The 24,621-nt window shown below is 40.4% G+C and carries 20 protein-coding genes; 9 read left to right on the top strand and 11 right to left on the bottom strand.

The window, feature by feature from the left end; translation table 11 throughout:
* Positions 1–163: 163 nt before the first annotated feature.
* Positions 164–436: an HU family DNA-binding protein gene (locus JQC92_RS14600; protein ID WP_129945493.1), complete on the bottom strand. Its 273-nt coding sequence runs from the start codon at positions 434–436 to the stop codon at positions 164–166.
* A gap of 259 nt (positions 437–695) precedes the next feature.
* The gene (locus tag JQC92_RS14595) at positions 696–1,070 is read right to left on the bottom strand and encodes a hypothetical protein (RefSeq protein WP_205000331.1); all 375 of its coding nucleotides are present in this window, start codon (positions 1,068–1,070) and stop codon (positions 696–698) included.
* A gap of 216 nt (positions 1,071–1,286) precedes the next feature.
* Here JQC92_RS14595 and JQC92_RS14590 point away from each other — a divergent pair, with 216 nt between their 5' ends.
* Positions 1,287–1,817: a DUF3016 domain-containing protein gene (locus JQC92_RS14590; protein WP_205000330.1), complete on the top strand. Its 531-nt coding sequence runs from the start codon at positions 1,287–1,289 to the stop codon at positions 1,815–1,817.
* Here JQC92_RS14590 and JQC92_RS14585 read toward each other — a convergent pair whose 3' ends face one another.
* Positions 1,818–2,129, bottom strand: coding sequence for a prephenate dehydrogenase (locus tag JQC92_RS14585; protein WP_205000329.1), 312 nt, complete (start codon positions 2,127–2,129; stop codon positions 1,818–1,820). It lies immediately after the preceding gene.
* A gap of 43 nt (positions 2,130–2,172) precedes the next feature.
* Here JQC92_RS14585 and JQC92_RS14580 point away from each other — a divergent pair, with 43 nt between their 5' ends.
* Positions 2,173–3,048, top strand: coding sequence for a TraB/GumN family protein (locus JQC92_RS14580; protein ID WP_205000328.1), 876 nt, complete (start codon positions 2,173–2,175; stop codon positions 3,046–3,048).
* Here the strand turns inward: JQC92_RS14580 and gad are convergent.
* From gad to rpmE, 6 genes are all read right to left on the bottom strand, one after another.
* Positions 3,042–4,421, bottom strand: a complete 1,380-nt coding sequence (gad, locus tag JQC92_RS14575) for a glutamate decarboxylase (protein ID WP_205000327.1) — start codon at positions 4,419–4,421, stop codon at positions 3,042–3,044. The genes JQC92_RS14580 and gad overlap by 7 nt on opposite strands.
* A 255-nt stretch (positions 4,422–4,676) precedes the next feature.
* Positions 4,677–4,976, bottom strand: coding sequence for a methyltransferase (locus tag JQC92_RS14570; protein WP_205000326.1), 300 nt, complete (start codon positions 4,974–4,976; stop codon positions 4,677–4,679).
* A 227-nt stretch (positions 4,977–5,203) separates the two neighbouring features.
* Positions 5,204–6,451 carry a malic enzyme-like NAD(P)-binding protein gene (locus tag JQC92_RS14565; RefSeq protein WP_205000325.1) on the bottom strand — a complete coding sequence of 416 codons (1,248 nt, stop codon included), beginning with the start codon at positions 6,449–6,451 and terminating at the stop codon, positions 5,204–5,206.
* Positions 6,452–6,859: 408 nt separating this feature from the next.
* Positions 6,860–7,282 carry a DMT family transporter gene (locus JQC92_RS14560; RefSeq protein WP_205000324.1) on the bottom strand — a complete coding sequence of 141 codons (423 nt, stop codon included), beginning with the start codon at positions 7,280–7,282 and terminating at the stop codon, positions 6,860–6,862.
* Positions 7,282–7,749: a DMT family transporter gene (locus JQC92_RS14555; RefSeq protein WP_205000323.1), complete on the bottom strand. Its 468-nt coding sequence runs from the start codon at positions 7,747–7,749 to the stop codon at positions 7,282–7,284. Before JQC92_RS14555 ends, JQC92_RS14560 begins: the two co-directional genes overlap by 1 nt.
* A gap of 81 nt (positions 7,750–7,830) precedes the next feature.
* Positions 7,831–8,046, bottom strand: a complete 216-nt coding sequence (gene rpmE / locus JQC92_RS14550) for a 50S ribosomal protein L31 (protein ID WP_129945514.1) — start codon at positions 8,044–8,046, stop codon at positions 7,831–7,833.
* A 277-nt stretch (positions 8,047–8,323) separates the two neighbouring features.
* Here rpmE and priA point away from each other — a divergent pair, with 277 nt between their 5' ends.
* The 5 genes from priA (at position 8,324) to JQC92_RS14525 (ending at position 17,439) form a co-directional block, all read left to right on the top strand.
* Positions 8,324–10,519 carry a primosomal protein N' gene (gene priA / locus JQC92_RS14545; RefSeq protein ID WP_205000322.1) on the top strand — a complete coding sequence of 732 codons (2,196 nt, stop codon included), beginning with the start codon at positions 8,324–8,326 and terminating at the stop codon, positions 10,517–10,519.
* A gap of 533 nt (positions 10,520–11,052) precedes the next feature.
* Complete coding sequence (locus tag JQC92_RS14540) at positions 11,053–12,129, top strand: hypothetical protein (RefSeq protein WP_205000321.1); 1,077 nt, start codon at positions 11,053–11,055, stop codon at positions 12,127–12,129.
* A gap of 88 nt (positions 12,130–12,217) precedes the next feature.
* Entirely contained in the window at positions 12,218–13,963 is a 1,746-nt protein-coding gene (gene argS, locus JQC92_RS14535) for an arginine--tRNA ligase (protein ID WP_205000320.1), read from the top strand.
* Between the two features lies 1 nt (position 13,964).
* Positions 13,965–14,528: an SPOR domain-containing protein gene (locus JQC92_RS14530; RefSeq protein WP_205000319.1), complete on the top strand. Its 564-nt coding sequence runs from the start codon at positions 13,965–13,967 to the stop codon at positions 14,526–14,528.
* Between the two features lie 394 nt (positions 14,529–14,922).
* The gene (locus tag JQC92_RS14525) at positions 14,923–17,439 is read left to right on the top strand and encodes a TonB-dependent receptor plug domain-containing protein (protein WP_205000318.1); all 2,517 of its coding nucleotides are present in this window, start codon (positions 14,923–14,925) and stop codon (positions 17,437–17,439) included.
* Positions 17,440–17,539: 100 nt separating this feature from the next.
* Here the strand turns inward: JQC92_RS14525 and JQC92_RS14520 are convergent, their stop codons facing one another.
* On the bottom strand, positions 17,540–18,838 hold the full coding sequence (locus JQC92_RS14520) for a hypothetical protein (RefSeq protein ID WP_205000317.1): 1,299 nt from the start codon (positions 18,836–18,838) through the stop codon (positions 17,540–17,542).
* A gap of 455 nt (positions 18,839–19,293) precedes the next feature.
* Positions 19,294–20,946: a hypothetical protein gene (locus JQC92_RS14515; RefSeq protein WP_205000316.1), complete on the bottom strand. Its 1,653-nt coding sequence runs from the start codon at positions 20,944–20,946 to the stop codon at positions 19,294–19,296.
* A gap of 524 nt (positions 20,947–21,470) precedes the next feature.
* Here JQC92_RS14515 and JQC92_RS14510 point away from each other — a divergent pair.
* Positions 21,471–22,997 carry a Re/Si-specific NAD(P)(+) transhydrogenase subunit alpha gene (locus JQC92_RS14510; RefSeq protein ID WP_205000315.1) on the top strand — a complete coding sequence of 509 codons (1,527 nt, stop codon included), beginning with the start codon at positions 21,471–21,473 and terminating at the stop codon, positions 22,995–22,997.
* Between the two features lie 11 nt (positions 22,998–23,008).
* Positions 23,009–24,427, top strand: coding sequence for a Re/Si-specific NAD(P)(+) transhydrogenase subunit beta (gene pntB / locus JQC92_RS14505; RefSeq protein ID WP_205000314.1), 1,419 nt, complete (start codon positions 23,009–23,011; stop codon positions 24,425–24,427).
* Positions 24,428–24,621: the final 194 nt, after the last annotated feature.

The raw sequence follows: 24,621 nt of genomic DNA, 5'->3' as shown, positions 1-24,621 counted from the left end.
TCCTTCAGACCCTGCCGTTAGCCAACAACGCCCTTGCCATTCGGATTATCTTCCCCTCAGTCGGGGCGATACAGGTTTCTTTCAACCTGTCGGGTTTGCCAGCTTCGCTGGGCAAACAAAAAAAGCAATGCCATTGCATTGCTTTCCACACTTCACAGCGCAGTTAATTAACGCTGTCTTTTAGTGCTTTACCAGCTTTAAACTTTGGAACTGTCGCAGCAGGGATTTGAATCTCTTTACCTGTTTGTGGGTTACGACCCGTTCTTGCAGAACGAGTTGAAGTTTCAAACGAACCAAACCCTAAAATAGATACTTTATCACCTGATTTCAGTGCACCAGTAACAGCACCTTCAAAAGCACTTAATGCGCGTCCTGCTTCTGCTTTTGTGATTTCAGCTTTCTCGGCCATGATGGCAACAAGTTCACTTTTATTCATATTGTTGTCTCTTCTTTCCATAGATAATTCAAGTAAGACTCTACGTTTTTAACGTATGTATTACCACTTTCATAAACTGAGCGAATAACTCATTCACGTAATATTTTAAGGCTTAGCCTAAAGTTCAGTGCTTTATATTGAATTCAAACAACGAAGAAGTGTTTCTTAGAATTACTGCCAATAACTGCAAGCGAGAGGTCATTTTTCAACCTTCATTTCCTAGTATAGACACATAACTCGGGAGTTACACCAGAAAAGTTTATTGTTGCTTAAAATATTTTATATTTTTTACGCTGAATGCTACCCACCATTGGAAGCTTAAAAACCCAATAATAGCCACAACTAAAGGTAGCATCGGAATAGTATGCCCTTCAAAAACGACCTTAACATCTTCAGGTGTAATTTGATAAGCAATCACTGCCGTAGCACCAAGAGCAACTACGCCCAATGTTTGACAAGCGAGGTAAACCCTTAAAACAATGAGCGTCCACGATTCAACTCTCCATACCCCATACAAAACAGGTAATACGCCTACGGTAAACATTTCTAATGAATTCGCATCAACAAACCGCCAAACAGCCGCAATGACAATAAGTACGTAAAAAATACTAAGAATACGCAGAGATAAAGGCATGAGTAATATCTATTATGCAAGGAATGTTGAGAATACTAACGGTTTGACGCAGCGATAGGAAGTCTTTAATAATTATCGTAATTTAATAGACAATGTCGTGCTGGTTCACAAATTAACAAATGAATAAAAACTAAACTAGAATTAACAGAACTTCAGTAGTACAAACCTGTCAAATACAATAAGTTACTATTAATAAATCTCAAGTTAGGAGGAACCATGAATAAATTAGTATTAGGGCTGGTTGCATTACTATTTACTGGTGCTGCATCAGCTCACGACGCAAAAAAAGATGAAACCGTGAACATTGAAAACGGAAGTGTATCGGTGATTTGGCAGTCACCAGATCATTATCGTGATATAAAGTCGTCAGGCGAATTACAGTCTCGATTTCAAGCAAGGCTTTTTAAAGATTTAACAAAAAGCTTAAGTAAAGAAGCTAAAAAGGTTCTCAAATCCAAACAGAAGCTTCAAATGATAGTCACTGACGTTGATTTAGCTGGCGATGTTCGTCCAAGTTTTGGTGCCGGCGCATCCGATCTTAGAGTTGTAAAAGATGTTTATCCTCCAAGATTTAAATTCACTTATAAAGTGACTCAAGAAGGTAAAGTCCTTGCAACAGGCAAGGAGAACATCTCCGATTTGGGCTTCTTAGATCGTATCCAACCAGCCTTCGATCGTCCGTTTAAATACGAAACTCATCTACTAAATAGCTGGATGGACAAAATGGCAAAAACTAAATTAAAATAATTATTTAGACTTCGTTTTTAGTAATTGTAATGTTTGTAATATCACACCCAAGCGGGCAACCACATCAGCAATAGCTTGATTATCGGGTTGCTCCTGCTTTTTTAACCCTTCAAATTCCTCGACAAGCTCTGCAACATAGGGCTTGAAACGGTTGCTCTCTACAACAAACCCCTCATCTTTAGTAAAAATACTTTTATACTTTCCGTGACCAGCTTGCTTCAATGAGTCCAATTGCTGATCAGCATCAATTGCCTGACGGTACACCAATTGAATATTTTGCTGAATTTGTTCAAAAATTTTGCTATACGACATACACTGTTCTCAATATCTTAATTGACAGGGATTATAAAAGATTATGAAGCAAAGCAGCAAAAAGCTTAATGCATTAATTTTCGTTTTTTTCTATTTTGCATTATCTACGGCGTCAGCCAAAGAATCTGACACGCCGCCTTTCTTTAAAATCAGTTTACGAGGACACACTGCCTATCTTCTTGGTTCAGTCCATGTCGGTAAGCAGGATTTTTACCCTTTACCTAATTTAATTAAGCATCAGATTAACCATAGTGATGCGATCTTCCTCGAAGCAGTACCTTCTGCTGAAGACCAGCACCTCATTAAAAAATACTCTCATCGATCTAAAACCGATAAAAATCAAAACAAAGCCTATGATAACTATTGTAAGACTCATCACCGATTATGTGCTGCACTAAGTCGTTTTTCAGTTTGGGTTCAAGCGACTCAAATTACCCTCTTTCGATTAAATCAATTAGGCTACCATGCCAACTTAGGCATTGAATCTTACCTCATTGAAAATAAAGGTTCAAAGCTGCTATTACAGTTAGAAAGTACAGAGTTTCAATTAAAACTGATGAGTGAGATGAGTAAGGACATACAAGAGTCAATGCTGACCCAATCGATCACGGCTTCGGACAGTCAAGTAACGAACATGTTTGCAGCATGGCGCCGAGGCGATTTAAATGCGATTGATGCCCTTTCTCAAGATAAATTAAAACGACAAGGTGATCAGGAGTTCATCGATAAATTACTCTGGCAGCGTAACAAAAGTATGGCGTCATCCATCATAGATAAAATACAAGAACGTTCGAAGTATCAACTTTTCATTGCAGTTGGTGCAGCGCATTTAGCTGGAGAAAAAAGTATTAATCAATACCTTAAAAAAGCAGGTGCAAAAGTGGAGAGCTGCTGGAGCTCTCCATCAATTTGTCAGTGACGGAAGCCGCTGGCTTCGTTCTGACCTAAGGACTTAACTCTTGGATGTGAGGTTAAGTGTTCGATAGCTTGCTTATAATCTCGCATTAACAAGCAAGCTAAATCTTTACTGAATCCTCGTTTAACCAAGATCCTTTGAACCACAGTTTTTTGCTGGTTTACAGGGAGTGCGTAAGCTGGAACTTGCCAGCCTTTATTCCTTAATCTATCCGCTAAGTCATAGAGATTGAAATCCGTTATATGCTCTTTTAGCTTCCAACTAATGACTGGAAGTCCACCATTACCGTTATAGATAATGTCAAAATATCCCAGTTGATTAATTTCATTAGCAAGGTAAATGGCGATATCTCGACAGGTTGACTGTATGGCTTGATAACCTTCAAAGCCTAAATGCAAGAAATTATAATACTGCGCAATGACTTGCCCACTGGGTCGAGAAAAATTAAGGGCGATATCAGGCATATTGCCACCAAGATAATTTACATGAAACACAAGATCATCTGGCAAATCTGACTCTGTGTGCCACAATATCCAACCGACACCCAAAGGTGTTAATCCAAACTTATGGCCAGAGGCATTAATGGAGCGAACTCGGCTCAATCGAAAATCCCATTTAAGGTCTGATTGAATAAATGGCGCAACAAACCCACCACTTGCAGCATCAACGTGCATAGGAACATCAATACTTGTTGTTAATTGAAATTCGTCGAGTGCTTTTGCTATCTGCTCGATAGGATCATACTGGCCTGTAAACGTCAGCCCTAACGTGGCAACTACTGCAATGGTGTTTTCATCACAATGTTTAATTGTGGCTTCGGGCGTTAATTGGTAACAATCTTGCTCCATTGGTACTTCACGTAATTCCACCCCCCAATACCTTGCAAACTTATGCCAGCAAACTTGTACAGGCCCTGTGACAAGATTAGGCTTATCAAAATCTAGGCCTTGTGATTTTCTTTTTATTTGCCATTTTCGAAGTAATGCTAATCCTCCCAGCATTGCAGCTTCACTTGAGCCGGTAGTTGAAGTCCCCAGTGCTGACTCTCCACTGCTTTCTCCATGCCAAAGATCAGAAATAATGTGAATACAACGCTTTTCAATTTCGGCCGTTTGAGGATACTCGTCTTTATCGACGATATTTTTGTCAACAGCAATAGCCATAAGCTTTTCGACTTCTGGCTCAACCCAGGTTTGACAAAACGTTGCTAAATTTTGCCTAGAGTTTCCATCCAATATCAGTTCATCTTTGATCAACTGATAAATTGTATTTGAGGAGTGACTTGTTTTCGGAAGTTTATCTTTAGGAAGCTCTTGCTTAGATTCAGCAGTACTGAATACTCCACCCTGATACGAGTCCTGTTTGCGATGCAGCATTTAACCCTCTCGAAATCGACAGGTTTGCATGTCAGGCGATGTCGAAAGAACATATTTTCATGCAAATTTGCCGATAAAATGAACAAAACGCCCAATTGAAATATAGGGCTGCTTTCGGGAGTAGGTCAACTCCATTTGCATTAATTTATCAACATTAATATCTTGATCTGGATATGGTTTCATATAATCGTTAATCACACGCACACCAGACTTACAAACCACATTCAATTTCCATGCTGTAAATCACGATGTCACTTATTCAATATAAAGTGGGTATTCTGAGGTTAAACCAACGGTCTTTTTGGCTTTCAACCTTGCCTCAACATACTCAAAATCCCCCGAAACAAGACTATGAAATCGCTGCGCCTCTTTATTATAAAACATCAACGAAAAAGCTCCGTCAGGCTTCAATAGTTTCAACAAGTTTTGCAGTGTATTTTCAGCATCCATGAGGCATTCAGCAACAGCGTGGCAAAGAATAACGTCAAATTGGTGCTGTTTCTCCCTTTCTGCTGCGGTAGTTTTAAAAAGATATTTCAGCGGAGCTGCTCCCAATTTTTCTTTGCCTTTGATAATGCTACTGACTGCTAAGAGAGGGAGGTCTCCTGATGATTGGATATTCGTGACAAAATTCAGCTGTGATTTGTCATTCTTTGGAAAAAATCAGGCATAAAAAATCGGTTACAATAGGGTTGTAACCGATTATGAAGCTTCTCAATGATCATTCAAGTAGCTTAAACAATCGACATTAAGCCATAGCTCCCTTTTATACCACTTCTCATTTAGGCTAAATAATTCTCAGGTAATTCATTAATACCTGCAACGCCAGATTTAATTGCGGCTTCAGCCACGGCTGTCGCAATTCTAGGCAGTAAACGAGAGTCCATTGGCTTAGGCAGTACATAGCCTGCACCAAAGGTTAGCTCTTCCACATCAGGATACGCTTCTAATACTTCTTGAGGCACGGACTCTTTTGCGAGTTCAGCGAGCGCAAATACAGCAGCAACTTTCATTTCATCATTAATTTCACGTGCACGAACGTCGAGTGCGCCACGGAACAAAAATGGAAAACAAAGTACATTGTTAACCTGATTGGGATAGTCACTACGACCGGTGCCCAAAATAACATCTGGACGAACTGTTCTCGCGAGTTCAGGCTTAATTTCAGGATCAGGGTTTGAACATGCAAAAATCACTGGATTATCGGCCATCAATTTAACATCATCTTCACCTAATAGGTTTGGACCAGATAAGCCTAAAAAGGCATCAGCGCCTTTAATTGCGTCTTGAAGGGTACGTTTATCCGTATTGTTTGCAAACAGTGCTTTGTACTCATTTAAATCGTCACGCTGTGTATTAATTACACCTTTACGATCTAACATGTAAATGTGCTCACGTTGAGCACCACACTTCACGAGCATAGTCATACAAGCAATTGCAGCCGCACCTGCACCTAAACATACAAAGACTGCATCTTCAATTTTCTTACCTTGAATCTCTAATGCATTGATCATTCCTGCAGCAGTAACAATAGCTGTACCATGCTGATCATCGTGAAAAATCGGTACATTGCATTTTTCAATCAAGGCTTTTTCAATTTCAAAACATTCAGGTGCTTTGATATCTTCAAGGTTAATACCACCAAATGTATCTGCAATCGCAGACACAGTATTAATAAACTCTGCAGTCGTGTTGTGCTTAACTTCAATGTCTGTTGCATCAATATCAGCAAAAGTTTTAAATAATAATGCTTTACCTTCCATTACAGGCTTTGACGCCATCGGGCCTAGATTTCCTAAGCCTAAAATGGCAGTGCCATTAGAAATTACAGCGACGGTATTGCCTTTTGCTGTATATCGGTATGCATTTTCAGGATCCGCAGCAATTTCTCGAACGGGTTCTGCTACACCAGGGCTGTATGCTAAAGAAAGATCATGGCTAGTCTTAGCAGGTTTAGTTAAAGTTACAGCCATTTTTCCTGGTATTGGAAATTCATGATAATCGAGGGCTTGTTGGCGAAAATCTGACATGTTCACGTCCTGAAGTGTGCGATTTTTATTGTTCCATTTTGTTGTTGTAATGAAACGCAATTAACAAAAAAATAACTTACATATTAAATGCTTGGGGCTTAAGCAGATAACTCGGCAATTTTAGTCATTAACACTGATTGGAACAAGCTCTTTGTCATTTTAACTTTTGTAAATGATTTGTCTTTTTGATTAGTTTTTTTATCTATGATTGAAAAAAAATAGATTTTTTCGACAATATATGTAATTTAAATACAGGTTTTCTGGCGATTAAATTCTATCAGCGCAATTCACAAGTAGTTTATGCACAAATTGTATACAATTTTGTATTTAAATTAACAAATGCGTTAAAAATTCATTTTTTGAAATTGAAGGCGTTTGTTCGAAAAGCTCAACAAATCGTCGAAGTCATCAGACCTGTTTTTTTGTTAAAGTCAGATACATTCCCGCAAAAATGCACAAAATGCCCAAAATTTGAGTTGAAGAAAGTGCTGAATCTAATAACCACATATCAATCATCAGGCTCGCTAACATCTGACCGCTCAATACACATAATATAGAAGTTACTGCGCCAACTTTGTGTAAAACAAAACTGTTTACAGCGACATAAAGAGCTCCAATAATTCCCCCTAAATAAGCATGTGTAGGAATGGACTCATCATAGTGAGGTGTTTCGAATACAAGCCAAAGCATAATCGTCAGAAAAACAAAACCAACAAAGTGGTTCACAAAAGAAGCGAGAAATGCACCACGACTGCTCCCTAAGCGTCCATTTAACGTTCTAGCAAGTCCGATTAAAATGCCGTTGAGTAAAGCCAGTATTATCATTGTCATTAGATAGCCCCTCTTGAAAAGATAATCATCAAACTACCACCGCATATCAAACACAGACTCACAAGATCTCTTAACGTCATTTTTTTTGGTTCTAGACCTAATAAACCGAGATAATCACACAGATAACTGAATGAGATTTGCCCTACTAATCCCAATGCTAAAGAACCTGTAAGTCCCAAATGACTGTTTACTGTGATTCCAGCAAGTAAAACTGTAAAAGCACCAGGCAGTCCCCCCAAGTAAGCCCACCATGGTGTTTGGTCATTCTTAGCGAACAATTGTTGCTTACCTTGATTGAGGCTAAAAATAAGAATTAAGGCGGTAAGCCCACCAATACCATGAGCGAACCAGGAAGACTCTGCAGGAGAATAAAAAAGGGCTAGTTGGCTATTAAAAAATATCATGGCAGCTAGAAAACCACCCGATATCAGCGCCAAAAGTAGATAAAAGTACTGAGTTTTATTCATAAATCCGTTTACATTACTTTGTGTTAAATGCAAAAAAGGCGCTCAATGAGCGCCTTTTTAAAGTTCAATTCAAAGCAGAATTTACTTCTTGCTTGAAAGTGCGCCAAAACGCTTGTTGAACTTGTCGATACGACCACCAGTATCAACAACTTTCTGTGTACCTGTGTAGAATGGGTGACATGCACCACAAACGTCTAAATGAAGGTTTTTACCTACAGTAGACTTAACTTTAATGTTGTTACCACAAGTACAAGTTGCAGTGATTTCTTCGTAATCTGGGTGGATACCTTGTTTCATTTGGGTTACCTCAAAATAAGGCCATGTCGCCTTCCCAACCCGAAGTTGGGCACCACATGTGTTAAAATTTAAAATTCGTTACTTAGCGAACGCTATTTTACCGTAGCATTCGAAGGCGCAAGATTTTAACTTATCCTAACACTTCAAACAAGTCGAAGTTATATTTCGAACTGTTAAACTCAAAGTTCGCTTAACTTAAGCAAAATATTAAATTATCTCTAGCTCGATACCGTTAACATGAATAAACTTAGCCTATACCTTCATACTTAAATTCTATATGCCAAATTTTGTTGATGTTGCTTTACCTGTTCCATTAAGGCAAAGATTCAGTTACCTATTACCCGATGAATTTATTGATCATGCTAAAATTGGTTCTCGCGTCAGTGTACCTTTTGGTAACCAGCACCGTGTTGGCATTATTCTTAATATCACACCTTTCTGTGAGCTGGATGAATCCAAGATAAAGCCAATTACAGAACTGCTTGATCAACGCCCTCTTTTACCCGAGTCACTCGCAAAGCTGTGTGATTGGGCAGCAAAATACTATTTTACCAGTCACGGACAGATGCTCAGCCAAGCCATCCCGGTTGCCTTACGAAAAGGAGGGGAAAGTGAATTTGAAGGGCAAGTTGAATACTGTATTACCGTTTTAGGCAATGAAATTGAATTGTCGACACTTAAACGATCACCTGCACAGAAAAAATTGCTAGCAGCATTAAAAATAAGTGCTTTGTCACCAGCAGAATTTAACGAACTATCGTTGAGTAAATCGGCATTAAAGGCCCTTACAGAAAAGGGCTGGGTTGAAGCCAAGCAAAGAACAACGGAGTTTAACCTAAGGTGGCGACAATCACTGGTTCTCGGTGAGACACCTCACAAACTCAATGCAGAACAAGCGGTTGCTGTATCGACACTCACACAACAATCTGGCTTTAACACAAGCTTAATTGAAGGTGTAACAGGTTCAGGCAAAACTGAAGTGTATCTTTCTGTGATTGAACATATTCTTAAGCAAAGTAAACAAGCGTTGGTGTTGGTACCGGAAATTGGTTTGACGCCTCAAACCATTGGTCGTTTCCGCAGACGCTTTGATGTGCAAGTGAGTGTGATTCATTCAGGGTTAACAGATAAACAACGTTTGATTGCTTGGCAACAGGCTAGAGAGGGTGAAGCGGCTATTATCATTGGCACTCGCTCGGCATTATTCACGCCTATGAAATATCCCGGCATCATCATTCTGGACGAAGAACACGACAGTAGCTTCAAACAGCAAGAAGGTGTGGGTTATCATGCCCGTGATCTTGCTGTAATGCGAGGCAGTCTTGAAGATATTCCGGTCGTTTTAGGTTCTGCCACTCCTTCTTTAGAAAGTTTGAATAACGCACTCTCCAAGCGCTATCAACATCTCGAATTAACCAATCGTGCTGGCGCTGCACAAAAAGTGCGTCAAGGCATTATTGATATACGCGATCAACCTTTAAAAGCAGGATTATCAACAGCACTCATTAACGAAATTCGTATTCACCTTGATGCAGGTAATCAAGTGTTACTGTTTTTAAATCGTCGAGGTTATGCGCCTGCCCTGCTATGTCATGAATGCGGCCATTTACATGAGTGTGATCGCTGTGATGCTTTTTTTACCCTTCACCAAGCTCTAGGCGAAATTCGCTGTCACCATTGTGGTAACCAGTACGCTATTCCTCGCCAATGTCATCAATGTGGTAGCACCATGCTTGCAGGACAGGGGATTGGAACTGAGCAACTTGAACAAACACTTCAACAATTATTCCCTAAATACCCTGTTGTTCGAATTGATCGTGACAGTACTCGACGCAAGGGCTCATTAGAATCTCATCTTAATGCCATTCATAAAGGTGAATACAAGATTTTAGTGGGAACACAGATGTTGGCTAAAGGGCATCACTTCCCTGACGTAACCTTAGTTGGAATGCTGGATGTAGATGGTGCACTTTTTTCAGCAGATTTTCGTGCTCCAGAGCGTTTTGGGCAGCTTTATACACAAGTTTCAGGTCGAGCAGGACGAGCAACTAAAGCTGGTACAGTACTTTTACAAACACATCAAGCTGACAATCCCATTTTAAGAGAGATCTTACACAAGGGCTATGCGGAGTTTTCCCGTAATCAGCTCGAAGAACGCAAGCAAGCACTGTTACCACCAGCATGGAATATGGTGTTGGTAAAAGCGGAAGCTCACAACCCCATAGATGCAGATACCTTACTGAATGAATTTGCGAACCGCCTACCACAAAACGAGCAATGTGAAGTGATAGGTCCTATGCCAGCTCCAATGGATAAAAAAGCAGGTAAATTTCGCCGTCATTTAATGTTCCAAACGCAATCAAGACCTCTGATGCAGAAAGTGTTTGAGCAAGCTTTGGCTGAAGTTGAGCAATTGCCCATTGCGAAAAAGTGTCGCTGGCACGTTGATAGAGACCCTCAAGATCTCATTTAGAGGCTGTTTATCTTTCAGGTTGATGTTTCGTGCTTTTTGAGCGTTTACTTGTTCAACCTAGAAAACTCAGTTGGGTACGTTTTCAAGCGCAGAAAAAATTATCGGTAGCAAGGCAGAGCGTGCAGCAAGTAGTTAATCTACTTGCAAATGTTCTAACGCAGATAACGGCAATTTTAACCAGCTTGTGAGCGTAGAGCGATTCACCCAACAGGTGATAATATTCAATCAGGTTATTAATTTACTTTCATGGGCTTAAAAAGTCATTTAGCGTTCAACTGAGTTTTTTAGGTTCAAGGCGTGAGCAGTGAATACTCAATAGCATCGCTGCAAAAAAATCACGAAAGGTAAGCAGCCCCTAATAACTAATTAACTCATTCGTTTCCAAAAATTAATCGTTTGAGCAACCTTAATTTCATCTTCAGCGACTATAATCATTAGTGTAAACACTTTAATCTGCTTTGACAGCTACACGCACTGTTTTAAGGAAACACTAAACGATAGCCCCAAGCTGATGAATTTCTAAGGCGGTAAACATGAGTTTGGATATGATGCGTTTTGCTCGGCCTGAGTTGAAAACATATGGTCCAGCTCGGACTGGTTCAATTCAATGTAAAGCACAAAAATCCAGTCTTGGTAAAAATCAATATGATTGTAAGCCTTCTTCAGCCTCTTTTGTTTCTAGCTTCCACAAGACCCAGTCTTCAAATCCTTTAAGGCTCTTAAGAGGGCTAGCTAAATGGCTACTTGCAACCTTAAAGCAAGAATGTAATCCAGGCATACCTGATGAAGTAGCTGACGGAATCGCCACTGAACTTCTTAAAAAATGTTCAAATAATGGAGAAGCCTTATTTCTGAACTTTCAAGGCGGGGCTCATGCCGCCATGATAGTCAAAACGAGTGGCGGTTACGCTTATTTGTCGTTCAATAATGGTGCTGAAAAATGTTCTGATGTAAAAGCAGAAAATGAAACCTTGTCAACGAAAGAAAAACAAGAAAATGAGACCAGTATTAGAAAAAGACTCAAAGCAGAAATACGTAAATATCGCGACAGAACCATTCAACAAGAGCATCATATAAAAATACCAAAAGCTCAGACAGGGCGCATGATCAGTAAGTTCAATGAAATTAAGTCAAAAGGATATAAAGTTCTAGGTCAAAATTGTGCTCATACAGCCATGCAAGTGCTAGAAGCAGGTCAACACTCTCAATTAAAACTGAAGCAATGTAAAATAACAGCAAGCATGTGCTTTCCGTCTGATGCCATGAACTATGCTCAACAGGTCAGTTCAAAAACCCATGAGTTACTGCCTAAGCTAGAGAAGGAGCAAGCTGAACTTGAATTTCAATGCCAACAAGAACAAGCTCAAAAAACGAAAGATGCAGAAGAGCTTCGAAAGCAACAACAGCAAGACTTTTTAGCAACATTAGTACCGGGGTCAAAAATGAATTGGCAACGAGCCAGACAATTAAAGAACCTCACTGAAAAAACAAAAGTAACCCATTCAAAGAATGCGACCTCTTGTGCATTGCCGCAGCCAGACAGCACTCGACCTCAGCTGCCTGACCCAATTAGATATTCACATCAACCAAATCGATATTCTGTAAGATAGTCCTGTCGTTTACATAGCATATAGCACTACATTGGGTTAAAATATCTGGTTCACTTTTCACATTCATTTTAGACGTTGAAGATCGCCAATGAAATCACATATTCAGTCTTTGCTTGAACAAACCTTAGCCACATTAATCCAGTTAGAGATCGTTCCTTCTGACATTCAGGCTCGAATTCAGGTTGACCGAACCAAAGACAAAAGTCATGGCGACTTTGCAACAAACTTAGCAATGATGCTAACGAAAGCCGCACGTAAAAATCCGCGTGGGCTTGCCCAGTTAATTATCGATAATCTACCAGCGTCGTCACATATAGCGAAAGTTGAAATTGCCGGCCCAGGATTCATCAACTTTTTTATTGATGAAAATGCCTTAGCTAACCAATTGCAAGATGCATTGGAAGACGAAAAATTGGGTGTTAACTTACCTGAGTCACAAACCATTGTGGTTGACTATTCTTCACCAAACCTAGCAAAAGAAATGCATGTTGGTCACTTACGTTCAACGATCATCGGTGACAGTGTTGTTCGTACGCTCGAATTTTTAGGCCATAACGTTATTCGCCAAAATCATGTCGGTGATTGGGGTACTCAATTTGGTATGCTTCTAGCGTACATGGAAGAATTACAGGCTAAAGATGGCAATAAAGCCAGTCTTGAACTTTCAGATTTAGAAACCTTTTATCGTGCTGCAAAAGTTCGCTTTGATGAATCGGAAGAGTTTGCGACTCGCGCCCGCAATTTAGTGGTCGAATTGCAATCAGGTGATGAATATTGCAACAAGTTATGGCGCAAATTTAACGATATCTCACTGAGCCATTGTCATGAAGTTTATAACAAACTTGGTGTGAGCTTAACTCGCGATGATGTACACGGTGAAAGTGCTTATAACGACGATTTAGCTCAAGTCGTTAGTGATCTAGAGACTCAAGGCCTACTTACTGAAAGTGCTGGTGCGAAAGTTGTTTTCCAAGAAGAGTTTAAAAATAAAGACGGAGAACCATTACCAATCATCATTCAAAAAGCCGATGGCGGTTATTTGTATGCGACTACTGACTTAGCGGCAATGCGATACCGTGCGAACGTTCTTACGGCAGATCGTGCTCTTTATTTTGTTGATTTACGCCAAGGGTTACATTTCCAACAGGTATTTAGTTTAGCGAAGTTGGCTAAGTTTGTTCCTGATTCAATGTCTTTAGAGCACTTAGGCTTTGGTACGATGAACGGCGAAGATGGCCGTCCATTTAAAACTCGTAGCGGTGGCGTAGTTAAGTTAGCAGACTTATTAGATGAAGCCATTGTTCGTGCTAATGAGTTAGTACGTAGCAAGAATCCAGACATGGACGATGCTACGGTAGAGAAGATTGCTAAAGTCGTAGGTATCAGTTCAGTTAAATACGCTGACCTATCTAAAAATCGTACTAGTGACTATATCTTCAGCTTTGATCAAATGCTGAGTTTTGAAGGTAATACTGCGCCATACCTACTGTATGCTTATACTCGAGTTGCTGGTATTTTTAAACGTGCAGAAGACATTGATCTATCTGGTGCAAAGATCAACCTAGAGCATGAGAAAGAAAAAGATCTTGGTAACAAACTAGGTCAATTTAATGAAATTCTGGTTCGCGTTAGTGCTAAAGGCCAGCCTCATGTACTATGTGGTTACTTATTTGAGCTTGCTGGTGCATTCTCTAGCTTTTATGAAGCTTGCCCAGTACTTAATGCCGATTCAGAAGCACAAAAGCAAAGCCGCTTATTATTAGCTAAACTAACTGCACGCACCTTAAAACAAGGTCTTGCACTTCTAGGGATTGAAACGTTAGAGCAAATGTAACATGAGCCGCGATTACGCTAACAAACCTAAGCCACGACGCAATAGCAGTCGTGGCAATAAGTCCACTAAGCAAAAACCAAAATCATTTCCGATTTTGGCTTTGCTTTTTGTGATCATGTGTATTGGTGCTTTCGGGTACTTTTTATGGAGCATTAAGGACAGTGCTGGACCTGAGCCTAAAACTGCAAAAATTGAACAACCAAAAACCAAACCACGTAAGCAAGATGCTTTGCCTCCAAAACCAAAAGAAAAGTGGGAATATCAAGATCTGCTTGAAAAGAAAGAAGTAGAAGTTGATGTACCTAAACCGAGTACCAAACCTTCTCGACCTTATCAAATGCAATGTGGTTCTTTTCGTAAACAATCACAAGCCGATGCACTTAAAGCTAAAATTGCTTTTCAGGGTCTTGAAGCCATTGTCAGCAAAGTCGATATTAAGAGTGGCACTTGGTATAAAGTTGTAATCGGTCCTTATCCTCGTAAGCGAAAAGCAGAGCACGATCGACATAAACTTCAACGAGCCAACATTAATGGTTGCCAAATTTGGTTTTGGGAAGGTAAGTAACTCATCGTTTTATCTATTTCATCTAAAAAGCACAGTTAACTGTGCTTTTTTATATTTGGTGATTTGCGTTCTACGCCTCAACTCTGAAATATAACGCTATAAAAGCGAATAACTATATTACGTTTACGTAAACTCAAACTCACTAAAATCGTTAACAATCTATTTTAATAAACTTTTTCCATTATAATAAAAACCTAATAAAGTATTGTAAATTAAAATAAAATATTTAAAGCTAGCCCTAAAACACACATTTAACAAAAAATAAACACTAGACAAACCATCCAGCAACATTATATGTTCCAATTCAGAATAATTATAAAAACAACAATAGAGGGGTTAACGGTTTTCCTGCTTAACTCAACCAGTATAATGATAAGAATTGGAAAAACGTTACATGAACAAGACATTCACCTGCCATACTCTGGCTCTAGCCATATCTGCTGCCTTTTCAGCACCTTTAGCCTATGCAAATACAACGGATGAACCGACTAACGCTGCAGTAGAAAGAGTTTCTGTTTTGGGCTCTAGAGTCTCTAGTCGTACTGAAACCGATTCAGCGGTACCAGTTGATATTATTGATGGTGAGACTTTGACTAAAAGTGGTTTTACCGAATTAGGCCAAAGCTTACAATCTTCCGTACCATCATTTAATTTTACACGCACTCAGGTATCTGATGGTTCAGATCTTTATCGACCTGCAACGCTTCGTGGCTTACAACCAGATCAAACGCTGGTATTGGTAAATGGTAAACGCCGCCATAATCAAGCCCTTCTAGGCCTGAATGGAACCGTTGGCGCAGGTTCAGCTGGTACAGATATGAATGCTATTCCGCTGATAGCTCTGAAAGATGTACAAGTATTACGAGATGGTGCAGCAGCACAATATGGTTCCGACGCCATTGCAGGTGTGATCAATGTCTCCCTCAAAGATTCAACCGATGTAACCTCAGGCTATATTCAAGCCGGCAGTACCACTGAAGGTGATGGTGGAGGCTATTCACTTGGCTTTAATACAGGTTTTGCTTTAGCAGAAGATGGTTTTTTCAATGTTTCCCTAGAATACCGTGATGTAGACGGTACCAATCGAGCACAACGCGATACTGTTGGGTCTTCGACCGTACCTTCGGGAAGTTTGTCAGATGAAGTAAGGTACAAACAAGGTAATGCTGATGCTGAATTTTTGTCAATTTTTTATAACTCAGCGCTTCTTTTGGGGGAAGCAGAACTCTATTCATTTGGTGGTTTCTCAAAACGAACAGCCTTAGGAAACGGTTTTTATCGTAGCTTTAATGATGCAGCGAAAAACGTACCTCAAGTTTATCCTGATGGCTTCTTACCTTTTATCGACAACGAAGCTAAGGACACTTCTGTAGCATTGGGATTACGTGGTGACTTCAGCGATGATTGGCAATACGACGTTTCAGCTGTTTATGGTAGAAATGCCTATGATTTTGGCTCTGAGCATACGATTAATGCCTCGTACGCCGCTGAATATATAGCCAACAACCCTGATGCTACGGATAGTGAGATTGCAGCCAATGCTGGGCCACGAGCAGGTTACAGTGGCGGTTTCAGGTTCGATCAATTAACTTTTAATGCCGATGTTTCAGGCGCAATCGAAATTGGTCGTGATGAGCCACTTTATGTAGCCTTTGGTGCTGAGTACCGCAAAGAAAACTATGAAATTGTTGCCGGTGAATTTGCTTCATATTCTTGTGGACGCTCTAATGACTCTAGTTTTGCATCCGTTATAGATGACAGCGTATTTGCAGCTTGTGGCTTTCAAGCTTTCCCTGGTTTGCGCCCAGAAGCCGCCGGCACATCAAGCCGTAATAGCTATGCCGCTTATTTAGACGTTGAAACCCAACTAACCTCAAAATGGTTGGTCGGTACAGCATTGCGTTATGAGAACTTCTCCGATGCAGGAAGTGATTTAGTCGGTAAGATCTCAACCCGTTATGATATCAATGATGATTTTGGCTTCCGTGGTGCTGTAGCGACTGGATTCCGAGCTCCGTCACTTCAACAAAGTGGCTATACCGCTTTTACTACCAACTTAGATAGCAGTGGCGGTTTATCACAATCGTTTACGGCGCTTGCAGGCTCCTCTTTTCCAGCAGCTCTTGGAGTGAATAACCTTGAGTTAGAGTCTTCAAAAAGTCTGAGTGTTGGCTTTGTGGCAAATGTATCTGATTCAGTTTCAGTAACGGTGGATGCGTATCGAGTACAAATTGAAGACCGCATCACTTTAGGCAGTTTGTTAACGCCAGAACAAGTTAGCTTTAGCCCAGAAGCCGTTGCAGCACTTGAAGCTACAGGCGCTGCACAAGCAAACTATTTTGCAAACTCAGTAAATTCGACCACACAAGGTATCGACCTAATCACCACCTATAAAACAGAGCTCGCCGAGGGTGATTTCAATATTACGTTTGCAGGAAACTTAAACTCTACAAAAATTGACAATGTAAATACGCCTGAGGGCATCCCTACTAATGTAGCACTGGCGGATACACAGCGCAGCTTTTTAACAGGCGGTCAGCCAAAACAGCGTGCAACTTTGACCTTTGATTATGATACTGATAAATGGGGCGCTACAGTTAGAGCCAACTACTTTGGTAAAACTGAAGTCGATTACTTTGGTAACAATCACATTTATCTAGGCGAAGGTTTCTTACCAACAAGTGTTGTAGAAGCTGCAGTATTGATTGATGTGAATTACAGTTACCAACTTACTGAATCGTTACGCCTTGATTTAACGGTCAATAATATCTTTGACAAACGTCCTGATGAGCTAGGTGAAAACGAAGTATTGGATGTCATCACAGGCGGTGCATTCAGATATCCTGTCCGTGCAGTTCCTTATGGGTTTGATGGTACCAGTTACTCTGCGAAACTGAACTTTACGTTTTGATGTAAATACCAAAAAAAGTGCCAATACTCAATTAGTTAATCTAAGCCTTTTGTAGCTCTATGCCTTATAAATGCATAGAGCTACATTACCTTTGATTGCTCTAAAACTTCATATGTTCAACGAGCGAAACATCGGCTCTTAATTTATTAACTACAGCCAGCTTTTCTCTACATTGAGCCTTAAAAGACTCTAATTCAGTAGCGCCTGCGATACACTTTTCTTGTAGATTTCTAATCACTTCCTCATCTTTAGCATACTGAATTGAACTCTGTTTCAATTTATCTTGAAGCGCCGATACCTTTACTCTTTGGGCTTGCACACTCTTTTCTAAACTCACAATAGTTTGATTCAATTGGGCACACTCTTGTTTTATTTTCTGGTGATCAAAACTTAATTTTTCAACATGTTTATAGATAAATTGCAGCTGTTGTTCTCGAATGCTTAGCTCTGTACCGACTCTTATCATTTCCTTATTTGCTTTATTAAATTTGGATGCGAGCAAAGCAAATTCAGTTGTATTATCTTGATCATAAAAACATTTCTCAGAGTCACTAGCATCACAGCTGGCAGTAACATCTACCTTACTTGCAGACCAAATGTGATGGTAATTCGCCCAAAGGTCACTTACTTTAGAGAGTACGGACACTACTTCAGGAAACCTTGGTTTAATATACTTTTCTCTTTCTTCTATAAACATTACGAGACGCTGTTGCTTGATTGGCTCTTCAGCTTTAATCACTTGCTCTACATCTGATAATGCTTGAACTACTTTTTCATACTCTTGGCGAAGGCCCACAACTTCATGAGTTAAATACTCGTTGTAATTAGCTTTAGCTTGTTCTTTAAGTGCAGCAACTTGTTCCAACATGAGTTCTTTTTGAGCTTTAACCGCATGGAACATACTAAGTTGCTGCTGTGTTGTATTTAGCTGCACTTCAGCGTGTGAAAGTGTTTTATGGATATTAGACACCTTCTCCTCGAGCTTTTTTAATTTCTGCTTTAGTTCATCACAATATAAAACTTGAGGCTCACGCTTTTTTTTCTCAAAGGAATAGTTTGCTTTAGCTCTGAATAATTCATCTTCTGCCTCTTTCAAATTCAGCTTAATACGTTCAACCTCATGTGCGTACGAATCTAAATCTGAAGTTATAGAGGCCGTTTCAAAATTCAGTTGCTGTTGCGAAGTGGTAATAAATTGAACTGGTAGTAATGGGGCTGAAACAAAATGATTTGCTATTGGCACATTCCAAAAATGAGTAAATGGTTGAAATGGACAAGTAGGTTGCCCCTGATATTGCTTCTGCTCAGAATTACAAAAAGGGGGTATTGCTGCATTAGGAGGAACTGGGGCAGAAACAAAAGCATTGTCATTAAAGGGAAGATCTCTTACAGATTCCATAAACTCCTCACAAAAATCACTGCGTTAAGGTTGTTAACCGTTATTACATATAAACAACAAACTACTTTAAGCAAAAGATAAAGACCAATTAATTTTGTTTAGATTGACGAGTTGTGATGAGTTATGGAAGATGCTGTTTTACAAACAGAATTGATAGGATCTTCAGTACCCTCATATTCGAATATGAGGGTGCAGTCATTCAATACTATACCCATGATACCTGAAGATGCATGTTTCAGGACTTTCTCAGCGCCAATTCTTTGAGGCGCATTAGCGAAGGAATATCGGGATTCTTTCGAGCTAATGTAACAAAGAAAAATTGTCGCTGAGAAGTCCACGAAGTGCGAGTTGCACAGCGCGTTACTCTGTGTTGCCAGTGCTAACAATAGCTCACTATTGCCGCACACTGTTGCCTTGATTAACAAGCTGTGCATTCTCGCTGAAATCGAGCATCTTCAGGTATCATGGGTATATACGTTCACATCTAACGTCGTACTCGGCCCAGTTTTATGCTTGACCGTTACCTTATAATCACCAGATTTAGTGTATGAATGTTGTAATGATGTTCCACCATTCATGCCATTAATTTTTTGAGATTGACCGTCGCCCCAGTTCACAACATAGTTCTGATACGAATTCGGTACTTGTCCTACACATGAACGTAAACCAACTGATAAATCGGCACTCTGCCCTTCAACACTCGACCTAATGATGGGGGAAAGCGCTGAACTTGGATGTGCTATGTCCCTAAATAAGACATTCTTATTAACCAAAGGCCACGACTTATCTAAGAAACTCTTGTTAAACGCATGGCCTTCTGCAGCGGCATTGACATGTAAATCAACATTAACGAAGCCAGCATAGACGGTATCATCAGCTCCTAAGCCATTACCGTTGCCACAATCATTTCCGATATAACCAGTCACATTTACAGGCATATTAGCGTCAATACCTGCTTGTGCATGAATATAACCGTTAAATACGTTAGCCATGAGCATCAAATTGATGTGTGGTGTAAGTGAAATCGAACCAAGTGCCTGATACCGAATATCATCTAGTTTCACTAAACCATTATCATTGTAAGTCGACTCGATCTTTTTACACTCATTTTTGGTGCATTCGTATTGATATTCACCTTCGATATCCAATTGCTTTTTAAGGCCAACTTCGCCATTTGCTTGATAATGAATATCACCAACGCCAGCACTGATCGGTAACCTAACATCATAAATGAATGGAATATTCGCAATTTTAAAACCACCATTTCCTATAACAGGGTCTTTGATATCCCAATCCCAAGTTTTGATGTCGCCAGCCACACTGCCGTGAATGTCAAAATTACCCGTAATACTGTATTTAGCGGTACTAACTACTTTTTCTACCTCTACACGATGGGGGATGCATAATTTCGAGTAAACACTGTAAAAGATTTGAGCTTTAGTCCCGACATGAAAATTAGCATCAATTTCACCATTCAAATTCGCATTACCGCTTGCGGCGTTTTTTGACTCCCTGTAAGGCTGATCGAAATCTTTTTTGAGAGTAAAATCTTCTTGATTGCGACTGTTACAGCTATAAAAACTGCTCATTGGAACAATACCTTGAGCGCTAACGTTTTTACCTAGGCTCATTAATCTTTGCTGAACATAGGGTTGAAGGTCGGTGGACTGAATATAAGAATTGAATAGCTCAGGAGAGTCATTTAAATGATCAGCAACGCCTTTATCTACCACGATAAGAGAGATTTCTCGGTTAAGGCATTGTTTATCATTTTTGTCACAGTTTTTGTGGGAATAATCATCAATAATCCCCTGTTCCTCTTCTTTTGAAAGCCCAGCTTCCTTCATAGCATTCATTGCGCCTTGCACCGAATGGATGTAAAACAATGTACTGTTCTGCTGTCGAGAAGAATCGTCAGAATAATAGGTCACTTGTTTAAGTTCATAACCGGTTCCGGCTTGTAAAACAGTCGTCTGAACATCGTTAATTTTAGGGTAAGAGTTTGAGTTAACATCATTTACTTGTGTCTGCGCTTGCGCTTGAATTGCAATAGCAGAAAGTAAAAGCGGAGTAACGGTTAAAGCCCGTTTCAACGTTTTTAGGTACATTTATACACCTCTTCATCATTCTCGTATTTGAAGACTTGGAATTGAGCTTGTTGAAAACTCGATGTCGATGGGTAGCTTCATAGCCTCACTTTCGACAATGTCACACCCTAGGTGTTTTCTACGAAACAACTGCTTAGAAGCAAATTTAGAAAGATGCGGCATACTCACATTAATCTAATTTAATGCTCACTTAAATAACCTAGCTAGGTGAATTGCTCATTTTATATACACTTTTGTTATATATCATTTTTAATCGATGCTTGAGTAATTGCTCTTCACACTTTCAAAGTTTAATGTGACCGCTTAAACAACTCTTTAACTTGTATTCGTTAATTACTCGTCTGTGCGGCAAAGTTTGCATTTAACAAGATTTATAACATATGCCATGTCAATTGAAATTTACTCAGATAACCAACGGTCAACCTATTCTGTTGACTGATCTGATTGCATTTTAATCAAGTCTACCATATCGTCGTATTTAGCTTATTTTTCATACGCCCAACTGTTTTACAAAGGGAACCATAATGCAAATTGGAATACCCAAAGAATCACTCGTTAATGAGCCTAGAGTTGCAGCAACCCCAGCAAGTGTTACGCAGCTTATAAAACTTGGTTTTGACGTACAGATTGAATCCGCTGCCGGAGCAGCAGCAAGTTTTACTGATCATGCCTATCTAGAGGCTGGAGCCAGCCTCTCAAAAGATATCTGGCAAGCCGATATCATTTTCAAAATGAATGCACCGACAGATGAAGAGATCCCAAAGTTAACTGCCGGAACGATTCTCGTCAGCTTTATCTGGCCTGCGCAACACCCTGAACTGGTTGAGAAATTGTCACAGAACAAAGTGACAGTGTTAGCCATGGATATGGTGCCACGTATTTCACGAGCACAGTCTCTTGATGCACTTTCATCAATGGCCAACATCAGTGGTTACCGTGCTGTCGTAGAAGCCGCTCACGAATTTGGCCGTTTCTTCACAGGGCAAATTACCGCTGCGGGAAAAGTCCCACCAGCTAAAGTACTCGTCATTGGTGCGGGAGTTGCAGGTTTAGCCGCAATTGGTGCAGCGGGCTCATTAGGCGCAATTGTTCGTGCCTTTGATACTCGACTGGAAGTTGCTGAACAAATTGAATCTATGGGTGGCGAATTTCTCAAGCTTGAATTCAGTGATGAAGACGGTGGCTCGACTGACGGTTACGCCAAAGTCATGTCCGAAGCGTTTATTGAAGCGGAAATGGCACTGTTTGCAGAACAAGCCAAAGATGTCGACATCATCATCACAACAGCGCAAATTCCAGGAAAAACAGCGCCAAAATTGATCTCTCAAGAGATGGTTGATTCGATGAAAGCGGGATCGGTCATTGTCGATCTTGCAGCTGGCTCTGGCGGTAACGTTGAGCCAAGCGTGAGTGGAGAAAAAGTCGTTACTGGCAACGGGGTAACGGTTATTGGTTATACGGATCTAGCGGGCCGTTTACCGACTCAGTCTTCTCAGCTTTATTCGACTAACTTAGTCAACTTGATGAAATTGCTGTGTAAACAAAAAGACGGGCAAGTAGAACTCGACTTTGAAGACGTTGTGACTCGAAATATGACCGTGACTCACGAAGGTGAAATCATGTTCCCGCCGCCACCGATTTCAGTCTCTGCTGCGCCGCAAAAACCGAAAGAAGCTGCGAAACCTCAAGTGAAGGAGACACCAAAACCTTCCAATAAAAAATATTGGATTGGTGCACTGGGCGCATTGGCTTTCACAGCCGTTGCAGCTACAGCGCCTGCGGCCTTCTTATCACACTTTACGGTTTTCATACTTTCTTGCGTGGTGGGATATTACGTCGTGTGGAATGTATCGCATTCATTGCATACACCTCTGATGTCTGTCACTAATGCAATCTCAGGCATTATCGTTGTTGGGGCATTACTCCAAATTGGGCATGATTCATTATTGATTAAAGGTCTAGCCTTTTTTGCCGTGTTGATTGCCAGTATCAATATCTTTGGGGGCTTTACTGTCACCCAACGTATGTTGAAAATGTTCCGTAAAGATTAAGAGGCTTAATTATGTCACAAGGGATTATTTCTGCCGCTTATTTAATTGCTGCGGTACTTTTCATTTTCAGCCTTGCAGGGCTCTCAAAGCAAGAAACTGCGAAACAAGGTAATATTTGCGGTGTGGCCGGTATGGCAATTGCACTTATTGCGACCATTCTAAAACCTGAAACTTTAGGTATGGGTTGGATATTGGTTGCCATGATTACTGGTGGTGGCATAGGTGTGTATTTAGCACGCCGAGTCGAAATGACTGAAATGCCTGAGCTGGTTGCCGTTTTACACAGCTTTGTTGGCTTAGCTGCGGTTTTAGTTGGCTTTAATAGCTTTATCGATTTACACCCTGAAACTGTAGGCTCAGTTTCTGACGCCATCAAACAGATAAGCCACAGCGGCGCTGAATACAACATCCATTTAGTTGAGGTGTATTTAGGTATCTTTATTGGTGCAGTAACCTTTACTGGGTCAATTGTTGCATTTGGAAAGTTAAGAGGCGTTATCAACTCTAAAGCACTGATGCTGCCCCATCGCCATAAACTGAACTTACTGGCTCTAGTATTAAGTACTGGTCTGTTAATTCACTTTGTTGGATCGCACGCTAGCATCACGACATTAGTGATCATGGCTGTTATTGCTGGTATTTTTGGCTGGCACTTGGTTGCGTCAATCGGCGGTGCTGATATGCCCGTTGTGGTTTCTATGCTGAACTCATATTCGGGTTGGGCTGCTGCAGCGGCTGGCTTCATGTTATCAAACGATCTACTTATCATCGTTGGTGCACTTGTAGGCTCCTCTGGCGCAATTTTATCTTACATAATGTGTAAGGCAATGAACCGTTCATTCGTTTCAGTGATTGCAGGTGGTTTTGGTACAGACGTTCAGCAATCTTCATCTGATGAAGAGCAAGGTGAACACAGAGAAACCTCAGCAGATGATGTGGCTGACATGCTGAAAAACTCTCGTAGTGTCATTATCACCCCAGGCTATGGAATGGCCGTTGCGCAAGCCCAATATCCTGTGGCTGAAATCACTCAAAAGCTGCGTGATAAAGGCATTAAAGTTCGCTTTGGTATCCACCCTGTTGCTGGACGTTTACCGGGTCATATGAATGTATTACTTGCTGAAGCAAAAGTACCTTATGACATTGTATTAGAAATGGACGAGATCAATGATGATTTTTCTGATACAGATACTGTTCTAGTGATTGGTGCGAACGATACCGTTAACCCAGCTGCATTGGACGATCCGAACTCACCAATTGCAGGTATGCCTGTACTTGAAGTATGGAATGCAGAGAACGTCGTGGTGTTTAAACGCTCGATGAATACGGGTTATGCAGGTGTTCAAAACCCATTATTCTTTAAAGAGAATACCCAAATGTTATTTGGCGACGCTAAAGCCAGTGTTGAGAACATACTCAGAGCGCTTTAAAAAATCCGTTCAAAACTTGGAATGGGGTTGCATCTGTAATCCCATTTTTATTTACACCAATACTTCTTTTTCTGTAACTATTCAGCTGGGTAAACAAAGATATCAGGCAAGTGCCCGCTGAACAGCAGGTTCAACGAAGTTGAGGCTGTGATATTTTGCTTTCGACAACTCGAAACGTAACTGCGTATGGCACA

Source organism: Parashewanella hymeniacidonis, assembly GCF_016900895.1.
GTDB classification, from domain to species: Bacteria; Pseudomonadota; Gammaproteobacteria; order Enterobacterales; family Shewanellaceae; genus Parashewanella; species Parashewanella hymeniacidonis.
The sequence above is the reverse complement of the archived record's forward strand: the minus strand, read 5'-3'. Positions and strand labels throughout refer to the sequence as shown.

What these genes read in the sequence shown, in the direction of transcription:
- JQC92_RS14600 (WP_129945493.1), bottom strand. Translation starts at nt 436, where the DNA reads ATGAATAAAAGTGAACTTGTTGCCATCATGGCCGAGAAAGCTGAAATC.
- JQC92_RS14595 (WP_205000331.1), bottom strand. Translation starts at nt 1,070, where the DNA reads ATGCCTTTATCTCTGCGTATTCTTAGTATTTTTTACGTACTTATTGTC.
- JQC92_RS14590 (WP_205000330.1), top strand. Translation starts at nt 1,287, where the DNA reads ATGAATAAATTAGTATTAGGGCTGGTTGCATTACTATTTACTGGTGCT.
- JQC92_RS14585 (WP_205000329.1), bottom strand. Translation starts at nt 2,129, where the DNA reads ATGTCGTATAGCAAAATTTTTGAACAAATTCAGCAAAATATTCAATTG.
- JQC92_RS14580 (WP_205000328.1), top strand. Translation starts at nt 2,173, where the DNA reads ATGAAGCAAAGCAGCAAAAAGCTTAATGCATTAATTTTCGTTTTTTTC.
- gad (WP_205000327.1), bottom strand. Translation starts at nt 4,421, where the DNA reads ATGCTGCATCGCAAACAGGACTCGTATCAGGGTGGAGTATTCAGTACT.
- JQC92_RS14565 (WP_205000325.1), bottom strand. Translation starts at nt 6,451, where the DNA reads ATGTCAGATTTTCGCCAACAAGCCCTCGATTATCATGAATTTCCAATA.
- JQC92_RS14560 (WP_205000324.1), bottom strand. Translation starts at nt 7,282, where the DNA reads ATGACAATGATAATACTGGCTTTACTCAACGGCATTTTAATCGGACTT.
- JQC92_RS14555 (WP_205000323.1), bottom strand. Translation starts at nt 7,749, where the DNA reads ATGAATAAAACTCAGTACTTTTATCTACTTTTGGCGCTGATATCGGGT.
- rpmE (WP_129945514.1), bottom strand. Translation starts at nt 8,046, where the DNA reads ATGAAACAAGGTATCCACCCAGATTACGAAGAAATCACTGCAACTTGT.
- priA (WP_205000322.1), top strand. Translation starts at nt 8,324, where the DNA reads ATGCCAAATTTTGTTGATGTTGCTTTACCTGTTCCATTAAGGCAAAGA.
- JQC92_RS14540 (WP_205000321.1), top strand. Translation starts at nt 11,053, where the DNA reads ATGAGTTTGGATATGATGCGTTTTGCTCGGCCTGAGTTGAAAACATAT.
- argS (WP_205000320.1), top strand. Translation starts at nt 12,218, where the DNA reads ATGAAATCACATATTCAGTCTTTGCTTGAACAAACCTTAGCCACATTA.
- JQC92_RS14530 (WP_205000319.1), top strand. Translation starts at nt 13,965, where the DNA reads ATGAGCCGCGATTACGCTAACAAACCTAAGCCACGACGCAATAGCAGT.
- JQC92_RS14525 (WP_205000318.1), top strand. Translation starts at nt 14,923, where the DNA reads ATGAACAAGACATTCACCTGCCATACTCTGGCTCTAGCCATATCTGCT.
- JQC92_RS14520 (WP_205000317.1), bottom strand. Translation starts at nt 18,838, where the DNA reads ATGGAATCTGTAAGAGATCTTCCCTTTAATGACAATGCTTTTGTTTCT.
- JQC92_RS14515 (WP_205000316.1), bottom strand. Translation starts at nt 20,946, where the DNA reads ATGTACCTAAAAACGTTGAAACGGGCTTTAACCGTTACTCCGCTTTTA.
- JQC92_RS14510 (WP_205000315.1), top strand. Translation starts at nt 21,471, where the DNA reads ATGCAAATTGGAATACCCAAAGAATCACTCGTTAATGAGCCTAGAGTT.
- pntB (WP_205000314.1), top strand. Translation starts at nt 23,009, where the DNA reads ATGTCACAAGGGATTATTTCTGCCGCTTATTTAATTGCTGCGGTACTT.